The organism is Aeromonas sp. HMWF017, from assembly GCF_003061465.1.
Lineage (GTDB): Bacteria > Pseudomonadota > Gammaproteobacteria > Enterobacterales > Aeromonadaceae > Aeromonas > Aeromonas veronii.
Genome location: NZ_QAJD01000122.1, coordinates 1 through 9401, shown reverse-complemented (window position 1 = coordinate 9401; position 9401 = coordinate 1). Strand labels below are relative to the sequence as shown.

Sequence of the window (9401 nt, the reverse complement as noted above, 5' to 3'; positions counted from 1 at the left end):
CTCCGGTTCGGGCAAATCCTCTCTGGCGTTCGATACCCTCTATGCCGAGGGGCAGCGCCGCTATGTGGAGTCCCTCTCCGCCTATGCCCGCCAGTTCCTCTCCTTGATGGAGAAGCCGGACGTCGACCATATCGAGGGGCTCTCGCCCGCCATCTCCATCGAACAGAAGTCCACTTCCCACAACCCGCGCTCGACCGTCGGTACCATCACCGAGATCTACGACTACCTGCGTCTGCTGTTTGCCCGGGTCGGTGAGCCCCGCTGCCCGACTCACGCCATTCCGCTCGCCGCCCAGACCATCAGTCAGATGGTGGATCAGGTGCTGGCCCAACCGGAGGGGAGCAAGCTGATGCTGCTGGCCCCGGTGGTGCGTGATCGCAAGGGGGAACACACCAAGCTGCTGGAGAATCTGGCGGCCCAGGGCTACATCCGTGCCCGTATCGACGGCGAGGTGTGCGATCTCTCCGATCCTCCTACGCTGGAGCTGCACAAGAAGCACACTATCGAGGTGGTAGTGGATCGCTTCAAGGTGCGCGAGGATCTGGCGCTGCGTTTGGCCGAGTCGTTTGAGACGGCGCTGACCCTCTCCGGCGGCATCGTGCTGGTGGTGCCGATGGATGGGGATGAGGGAGTTGCCCCCATGACCTTCTCCGCCAACTTTGCCTGCCCGGAGTGCGGCTACTCCATGTCGGAGCTGGAGCCGCGCATCTTCTCCTTCAACAATCCGGCCGGTGCCTGTCCGACCTGCGACGGCCTCGGGGTGCAGCAATATTTCGATCCGGCCAAGGTGATCGGCGATCCGGCCATCAGCCTGGCCAACGGCGCCATCCGTGGCTGGGACAAGCGCAGCTTCTACTACTTCCAGATGCTCAAATCCCTCTCCGAGCACTACAAGTTCGATCTGGAAACGCCGTGGGAAGATCTGCCGGTCAAGACCCAGGAGGTGATCCTGCGCGGCTCCGGTCGCACCGAGATCGAGTTCCGCTACATGAACGACCGCGGCGACGTGGTGGTGCGCAAGCACCCGTTCGAGGGGATCCTGCACAACATGGAGCGACGCTACCGGGAAACCGAGTCCAACTCGGTGCGTGAAGAGCTCTCCAAATACATCGCCAACAAATCCTGTACCAGCTGCGGTGGCAGCCGACTGCGGGAGGAGGCACGCCACGTCTTCGTCGACAACCGCAACCTGCCGGCCATCGCCGAGCAGTCCATCGGTGATGCGCTCGCCTTCTTCGAAGGGTTGAACCTGACCGGCCAGCGTGCCCAGATTGCCGAGAAGATATTGAAAGAGATCGTCGAGCGGCTCGGCTTCCTGGTGAACGTCGGTCTCAACTACCTGAGCCTGTCGCGCAGCGCCGAGACCCTCTCCGGTGGTGAAGCGCAGCGCATTCGACTGGCCAGCCAGATTGGTGCCGGTCTGGTGGGGGTGATGTATGTACTCGACGAGCCCTCCATCGGCCTGCACCAGCGTGACAACGAGCGGCTGCTCAAGACCCTCACCCATCTGCGCGATCTCGGCAACACGGTGATCGTGGTGGAGCACGACGAGGATGCCATTCGACTCGCCGACCACGTGCTCGATATCGGCCCGGGGGCGGGTGTGCACGGTGGCGAAATTGTTGCGCAGGGCACCCCCCAGCAGATCATCGACAATCCGGAGTCGCTGACCGGTGACTACCTCTCCGGCCGCAAGCAGATCGCCATTCCGGCCGAGCGCACCCCGCTTACCGGCAAGTGGCTGAAACTCAAGGGGGCGAGCGGCAACAACCTGCGCAACGTCAATCTTGATCTGCCCATCGGGGTGATGACCTGCGTCACCGGCGTCTCCGGCTCCGGCAAGTCGACCCTGATCAACGACACCCTGTTCCGCATCGCCCACCGTGAGCTGAACAAGGCGACCGAGTCTACGCCTGCGCCTTATCGCAGCGTGGAAGGGCTGGAGCATCTGGACAAGGTGGTGGATATCGACCAGAGCCCCATCGGCCGTACCCCGCGCTCCAACCCGGCCACCTATACCGGTTTGTTTACTCCGATCCGCGAGCTGCTCTCCGGCACCCAGGAGGCGCGTTCGCGCGGCTATCAGCCGGGCCGCTTCTCCTTCAACGTTAAAGGGGGCCGTTGCGAGGCGTGTCAGGGGGATGGCGTCATCAAGGTGGAGATGCACTTCCTGCCGGATGTCTATGTGCCGTGCGATGTCTGCAAGGGCAAGCGCTATAACCGCGAGACCCTGGAGGTGAAGTACAAGGGCAAGAACATCCACGAAATCCTCGAGATGACGGTGGAAGATGCCCGCGAGTTCTTCGATCCTGTGCCGGCGGTGGCGCGCAAGCTGCAGACCCTGATGGATGTGGGCCTCTCCTATATCCGTCTCGGCCAGTCGGCCACCACGCTGTCGGGCGGCGAGGCGCAGCGGGTCAAGCTGGCGCGGGAGCTCTCCAAGCGGGATACCGGCCAGACCCTCTACATTTTGGATGAGCCGACCACCGGGCTGCACTTCCACGATATCCAGCAACTGCTCAAGGTGCTGCACCAGCTGCGGGATCGCGGCAATACCATCGTCATCATCGAGCACAATCTTGATGTGGTAAAAACTGCCGACTGGATCGTCGATTTGGGACCGGAGGGAGGCGCCGGTGGTGGCCGCATTCTGGTGACGGGGACGCCGGAAGAGATTTGCACCAATAAAGAGTCTCATACAGCTCGTTTTTTACGACCGCTATTGGCGCGATAAGCCGTTATAATCGAGGGGCCTTTGGCCCCTTTTTGTTATAAAAATCGGGAGCATAGGGGGAAGCTCGTCAAGTGTGGGCAGGCTTGGCATCTCAGCATCATGGTAATGGATATATCGGGTTATGGCTCAGGCTCCGCGCACGATTGATCATCAGTTGGCTTACTCCATGTTCCCCATCTGGCTGGGGGCGATCCTGCTATTGCTGGTCCTGCTGGCGTGGGCCCAGATCCCGGCTGCCAGCCGGATTGAAGAGCAGCGAATGAAGGAGCATCTGCTGCGCGTGACCAAGGCGGTGCAGGCGGATGTGACCGCTCTGGATGCATTCAGTCGGGATTGGGGCATCTGGGATGACAGTCACCGTTTTATGGACAACAAAAGCAGGGGGTACATCGAATCCAACCTGTTCAGTGATATGCCGATGCGGGATTTTAGTCTCAACCTGATGAGCTTCATGGATCTCACCGGCTACGAAATCTGGACGCGCACCCTGCTACCAGATGCGCCGGGGGTTAATCCGGATCAGTTTCCCTACTTCCTTGATGAACTGAAAAAGCAGTTAAGGGAGCGCTCGGTGGCGCAAGGGGGCATCAATCTGCACGGGATCCGTGCTTCCCAGTGGGGGCCGCTGATGTACTCGTGGCAGCCGATCAGAAACAGTGACGAGTCGGCACCGTTCAACGGTTTCTTGCTGGTTGTACGTTGGCTCGACAAAGCCTATCTCGAGCAGGTATCGGAGCGTACCGCGCTGCCTCTGGCGATTTCCCACGCCAATCTGGATGTCACCGCTACCTTCAAACCACTGAAACCGCAAATAACGTATCGCCTGATTGACCTTGGGCTCACCCGGCTTAGGGGAGAGGTGCGACTGCTCAACAGCGATAACCAGCCGGTGCTGACTCTGGTGATTGAGGAGGAGAGAAAGATCTTGAGTGGCGTCATGGAGGGGGCGCTCTGGACCTTTATTGGTATGCTGTTTATCAGTTTTATCTGCGTCATGATCGCCATGTACCGGCTCAACAGCATTGTGCTCACCCCGTTGCAGCAGCTGGTGTCGGCGCTGCAACGCTTTGGCGATCGGCCAGATGCCACCTTGATCCCCTATATCGACAGCAGCGCCGAGATGGCGACCCTGAGCGGCAAGTTCAAGGAGATGGCCAGCAAGGTCAGTCAGCAACACGATGATTTGTTGGAAAAATCCAGCCAGATGGAGATGGCTGCATTCACCGACCCCTTGACCCGTTGTTTCAATCGTCGCTATCTCGATGGCTGGTTGCAGGCCAACCGGGCCAAACCTTGTCTGTTATTGCTGCTGGATCTGGATCATTTCAAGCGGATCAATGACCGCCTTGGCCATGACATCGGGGATCTGGTGCTGAAACAGTTGGCGGATCTGCTGCGCAAGGTGGTGACAGGAGAGCGCGAGCCTATCATCCGGCTGGGCGGGGAGGAGTTCTTGTTGCTGTTGCAGGTGGATGACGAGCAAGAGTTGGCGCTGCGGGTCGAATATCTGCGCCAGCGTGTCGCTCAGCACCGCTTTGGCAGAGAGGATGCGCCACTCTGGTTGACGGTGTCGCTGGGGTTCTGCCGCTATCCGTTGCACCCGGAGTACCCGGATTCATTCTGGAGTCATAGCTTCAAACTGGCGGACATGGCGCTGTACCAGGCCAAAGTCGGCGGGCGAAATCGGTGGTGTGGCTACGCTGGTCCCCTCTCTGCGGAGGGAATGAGCCAGACTCCGGAACAGCTTGCCGAAGGGGGGAATATCACCCTGCTGCACTCTGTCAATCCGGATTAACCCTGCCGTACCAATACCAGATAGGCCAGGGCGACAATAAAACCGAGCAGGATAAAGAGAAAGGATCCGATTCCCCACACGGCCGCGAGAAAGGCCCCCACCTTTTGCCATTTCGACTCATTTTTCATAAATAAACCATTACTTACCAGTAACTTCTATGGCGCAAAAAATACGCTGATTTACCCATATAAACAACAATTAATCGCCGCACTGCCGTGCAATAAGATGTGATTTGTTTGCTCCTTTTGGCGCTGGATGCGGGTAGTTACAACCTGTCGAAACAGGTATTTCAGCTTGTTGTCTGGGGGCTCAACGAGATTGGGATGGCGCGCAAAGATGTCACACCAATCGATTTATTTCTGTGCAACCTTTGCTCCAAGTCAATAACTTTGCATTTACAAGGGCATATAGTCAGCGGGCTTACAGCATCAAATGAAAACAAAAAAAGGGATTACGTGATGAAAAAATTACTTCCTCTGATGATTGCCGCTGCAGTGACCTCTCCTTTCGCCATGGCCCATCAGGCTGGTGATATTCTGGTTCGTGGTGGTTTGGCATTTGTATCGCCGCAGGAAAGCAGCACGCCTGTAGAGCTGGAAATTAATGACAACATGCAATTGGGATTGACTCTCTCTTACATGATTACTGATAACTGGGGTGTCGAATTGCTGGCTGCAACCCCCTTCTCTCATTCAGTCAAACTGGGTGGCGCTGAAGTTGCCAAGATCAAGCATTTGCCGCCGACTCTGATGGGTCAGTACTATTTTGGCGATGCTCAAAGCAAGGTTCGCCCGTATGTCGGTATTGGCGTGAACTACACCACCTTCTTTGATGAAGAGGGTCGTGGTGCACTGTCAGGAACCGATGTCAAAGTCGATGACTCCTGGGGTGTTGCCGGACAAGTTGGTATCGATATGGCGATCACTGACCGCTGGTTTGTCAACGGTTCAGCCTGGATCATGGATATCGATACCGATGTGCATACAGCGATTGGCACCATTAATACCAAGGTCGACCCGATGGCCTTTATGGTGGGTGTTGGCTACCGCTTCTAATGATTCTGACTGCGGTTCTGAACGGACCGCGGAAGATAGCAAAGTACGTCTCTTTCAGCCCGGCTTGTGCCGGGCTTTTTTCGTATGGCTGATTTTGTCTGTACTGTGACCCAACCCGATACAAATCAATTAAATACCTGCCGCTTTATTTCAGTTATTCGCCACCCCTGCCGATAGTGACTATGTTCACTTTACCTTCCCCCAATGAGTGAGGATGTCTCCATGGGCTTATCTATCGTGCAGCGGATCATCGCCGGATTCGTGTTGATGCTGCTGTTGCTGATCCTGCTTGGTGTGATCAGTACCTTTAAAATCAAGGGTATAAATGACGGCCTCTCTGCCGTATCTGACCGGGCAACCCCGCTGGTAGTTGCTGTCGCAGGTCTCAAGGGGGCACTGCAGGATAGTAACCGCTGGGTGCTGGTCTACCGCACCAGTGAAGATGCCGCCCAGTTGCCGCAGCTGGCCAATCAGTTCAAGGAGCAGCAGAACCGCTTCGCCCAGCTGAGTCAGGAGATGGGTAAATTTACCGACGTAGCGGATGCTCGTGCCCGCTTCCAGCAGGTCGAGAGTGCTACCACCCAATTTTATGGCTTGGCGGATCAGGTGTTGGCACAGCATCGACAGTGGGTCAGTGCGCTGGATCAGCGCCACAAGCTGGAGATGGAATTTATCCGCCTTGAGGATACCTACCAGTGGGCGGCGGATTTGCTGCTGCAACAGACCGCCAGTAAGCGCTCCATGCGCAACAAGGCGGAGCTTATTACCTCGGGTATCGCCCGCGATCTGAAGAATATCCGCCGTGCCGATGCCAGAACCGACCTGAACGAGCTGGAAAAGGTGTTGAGCAAGGACATCGAGATGGCCCGCAAGCGGTTGGAGCGGGTGCTGGTGCCCGATGATGTGAAAGCGCGCTTTGTCTCCAATCTGGATCGGATGCAGGAGCTGGCACTTGGCGCTCAGGGCTTGCTGGCAACCATGCGTCAGGCTCAACAACTGGCGCTGTCGCTGGCCACGCAAAATCAGCAGCTGGATGCCAGTCTGGTCAACAGCCTCAATTTGCTTGATGAGATGGGCAAGTCCGCCGGTGCCATCGCCAGCGATAGCCGGATCAATGCCGATGCGGCGGTCAGCAGTGCCAGCTTCTGGATCCTGGTGGTTGCCGCGATGTCGGCCGTTGCGGCGCTGGTGATCGGTTATACCACGGCGCGCAGCATTCAGCGCCCGTTGCAGATGATCAACAAGGAGCTCGATTACATGGCGGCCGGTGACATGACCCGCCGCATCAACTACCGCAGCAGTTGCGAATTTGGCAGCCTCTCTCGCTCCATCGATACGCTGGCGGGCAAGACCGGTGAACTACTCTCTCAAATCAATGCGGGCTCCCGTCATCTGGTGGATGAGGCGAGCCGCGCCGCCGAGATCAGCGAACGGGCCATGTCCCGGGTACAGGAGCAGAAGAGCCAGACCGATCAGGTGGCCGCCGCTATTACCGAGCTGGAAGTGAGCGCCACCGAGGTTGCCCGCTCTACCGATGGCACCAAGCGCGAAGTGGATCTGGCCGATGAAGAGGCTCGTAGTGGTCGTCAGAAAGTGGCCACCACTCGCCGGATCACCGAGCAGCTGGCTGGCGCCATGGAGGAGGCGGTCGGCATCACCTACAAACTTGGGGAATTCAGTAACAACATCGGCAGCATTCTCGATGTGATCCGCAGCATCGCCGAGCAGACCAACCTGCTGGCATTGAACGCCGCCATCGAAGCGGCCCGTGCTGGCGATGCCGGCCGCGGTTTTGCGGTGGTGGCCGATGAGGTGCGGGCACTGGCCAATCGCACCCAGACCTCGACCGAAGAGATCCAGGGGATGATTGAGAACCTGCAAAGCTCCAGCAAGCATGTGGTTGAAGTGATGGGGCGCAGCCAGGAGCAGACCCAGAGCTGTGTCGAGCAGACTCGCGAGATGGATGTGGCGCTGCAATCCATTGCCGATCGGATGGGGGCCATCAAGTCGATGGCGGATCAGGTGGCCCATGCTGCTCAGGAGCAGATCTCCGTCAGTCAGGGGGTCGCTCGTCATATCGCCGGTATTGCCGATGTGGCATACGAGACCGAGCGGGAGGCGCGCGAATCCGCCAGCAGCAGCGAAGTGCTGGCCGACCTGGTCGCCAAACAGCAGCAATTGATCGCACATTTCAAGGTCTAGGAGGGCTTATGTCTAAAAAGTGGATTGGAGCCCTGAGTCTCCTGTTGTGTGGCCAGCTGATGGCCAGCGAGCTGGTGATTGAAAGCTGGCGAACCGATGACAAGGCGTTGTGGGAGCAGAAGATTATCCCGGCGTTTGAAGCAGCGCATCCCGGCATCAAGGTGAGTTTTCATCCGGTGCAGAACGTCAACTACATGCCCACCCTGTGGGAGAGCCTGAAAGGCGGTAAGGCGGGGGATCTCATTACCTGTCGTCCGTTTGATGACTCGCTCGCCCTGTTCAAGGCGGGCCATCTGGCCGAGCTGACCGAAATGGCCGGAATGGAGAACTTCCCGAGTTTTGCCCAGTCACCCTGGCAGACCGATTCCGGTGCCCAGACCTTCTGTGTACCGATGGCCTCGGTGATCCATGGCTTCTTCTATAACAAGAAGATCCTCAGTGAATTGGGGGTCACCTTGCCTCAAACCCGCGACCAGTTCTTCGCCGTGCTGGACAAGATCAAGGCCGACGGGCGTTATGTGCCGCTGGCCATGAGCGGTTCCGAGAGTTGGGTTGCCTCCGAACTGGGGTTCCAGAACATTGGTCCCAACTACTGGAAGGGAGAGGACGGCCGTCTGGCACTGATCGGCGGGCAGGAGCGGTTGGACAACCCGCAATATGTGAAGGTGTTCGACGAGCTGGCCCGCTGGCGTTCCTACCTCGGTGAAGGTGGTGAGAGCCGCGATTACGCGACCAGCAACGAGTTGTTCACGTCGGGCAAGGCCGCCTTCTACGTGGCGGGCTCCTGGGAGATTGCTCCCTTCACCGGCAAGGTCGATTTTGGCGTCATGCGTCCGCCGGTGGCCAAACAGGGTGATGGCTGTTTCTTTACCGACCATACCGATATCGGTATGGGGATGAACCCGGCCAGCAAGAACAAAGAGGGGGCCATGGCCTTCCTGCAGTGGCTGACGACGCCGCAATTTGCCGAGCTCTATACCAACTCGCTGCCGGGATTCTTCTCCCTCTCCAACCACTTCTTCGATGTCACCAACCCGGCGGCCAAAGAGATGATGGAGTGGCGCGATCAGTGTGACTCGACCATTCGGGTGGCGACTCAGATCCTCTCCCGTGGTACGCCCAAGTTGGGGGATGAGCTGGCCGAGGTGAGTCAGGCAGTGCTGCTTGGCAAGATGGAGCCCAAGGCTGCCGCGGATCGACTGGAAAGTGGCTTGAAGGGCTGGTATGCCCCTCATCAGGGCAACAAGGCCAAGAGCGCGGATTGTCAGTGTGATGCGGTTGCCCCTGCTTCGGCTTCAGCGCCAGCGACTGAGGTGTCCGCAGCTCCCGCGACCAGTGAAACATCGGCCGTGGTGTCACCTGCTGTGACTCCCGCAGAACCCGCATCAGCGGCCGCTGCCCCATTACCGGCGCCGTCGGATGAGGTGGAGCAGGCGCTCTCCAACGAGCTGGAGGCGCCACAGCAGCCACAGCAATAGGTCATCTGCATCAATAAGAGCGGGAGGCATCAGCCTCCCGTTTTTTTAGGCTCTGTCCCAATTACGTGTTGAAAGGCTAATCTTGAAGTAGGCCATCACCTTGAGGTCTACCATCATGGATACCCCAGCCTTTCAAC

Annotated in this window: 6 protein-coding genes; 5 read left to right on the top strand and 1 reads right to left on the bottom strand. The window is 58.2% G+C overall.

Going from position 1 to position 9401, the window contains the following annotated elements; all coding sequences use genetic code 11:
* On the top strand, positions 1-2734 hold a 2734-nt coding region (gene uvrA / locus DBR30_RS11780; protein ID WP_258224407.1), incomplete at its 5' end, for an excinuclease ABC subunit UvrA.
* 121 nt (positions 2735-2855) lie between these two features.
* On the top strand, positions 2856-4529 hold the full coding sequence (locus DBR30_RS11775) for a diguanylate cyclase (RefSeq protein ID WP_108539361.1): 1674 nt from the start codon (positions 2856-2858) through the stop codon (positions 4527-4529).
* Here DBR30_RS11775 and DBR30_RS22120 read toward each other — a convergent pair.
* Positions 4526-4657: a hypothetical protein gene (locus tag DBR30_RS22120; protein ID WP_019445201.1), complete on the bottom strand. Its 132-nt coding sequence runs from the start codon at positions 4655-4657 to the stop codon at positions 4526-4528. The genes DBR30_RS11775 and DBR30_RS22120 overlap by 4 nt on opposite strands.
* A 330-nt stretch (positions 4658-4987) precedes the next feature.
* On the opposite strand from DBR30_RS22120, the gene DBR30_RS11770 reads away from it, so the two are divergent.
* The 3 genes from DBR30_RS11770 (at position 4988) to DBR30_RS11760 (ending at position 9264) form a co-directional block, all read left to right on the top strand.
* Positions 4988-5584 (top strand): OmpW family outer membrane protein, encoded by a 597-nt coding sequence (locus DBR30_RS11770; RefSeq protein ID WP_005340187.1) that lies wholly within the window; start codon positions 4988-4990, stop codon positions 5582-5584.
* Positions 5585-5806: 222 nt separating this feature from the next.
* On the top strand, positions 5807-7786 hold the full coding sequence (locus DBR30_RS11765) for a HAMP domain-containing methyl-accepting chemotaxis protein (RefSeq protein WP_108539358.1): 1980 nt from the start codon (positions 5807-5809) through the stop codon (positions 7784-7786).
* Between the two features lie 8 nt (positions 7787-7794).
* Positions 7795-9264, top strand: a complete 1470-nt coding sequence (locus tag DBR30_RS11760) for an ABC transporter substrate-binding protein (RefSeq protein WP_108539355.1) — start codon at positions 7795-7797, stop codon at positions 9262-9264.
* Positions 9265-9401 lie beyond the last annotated feature (137 nt).

What these genes read in the sequence shown, in the direction of transcription:
- DBR30_RS22120 (WP_019445201.1), bottom strand. Translation starts at nt 4,657, where the DNA reads ATGAAAAATGAGTCGAAATGGCAAAAGGTGGGGGCCTTTCTCGCGGCC.
- DBR30_RS11765 (WP_108539358.1), top strand. Translation starts at nt 5,807, where the DNA reads ATGGGCTTATCTATCGTGCAGCGGATCATCGCCGGATTCGTGTTGATG.
- DBR30_RS11770 (WP_005340187.1), top strand. Translation starts at nt 4,988, where the DNA reads ATGAAAAAATTACTTCCTCTGATGATTGCCGCTGCAGTGACCTCTCCT.
- DBR30_RS11775 (WP_108539361.1), top strand. Translation starts at nt 2,856, where the DNA reads ATGGCTCAGGCTCCGCGCACGATTGATCATCAGTTGGCTTACTCCATG.
- DBR30_RS11760 (WP_108539355.1), top strand. Translation starts at nt 7,795, where the DNA reads ATGTCTAAAAAGTGGATTGGAGCCCTGAGTCTCCTGTTGTGTGGCCAG.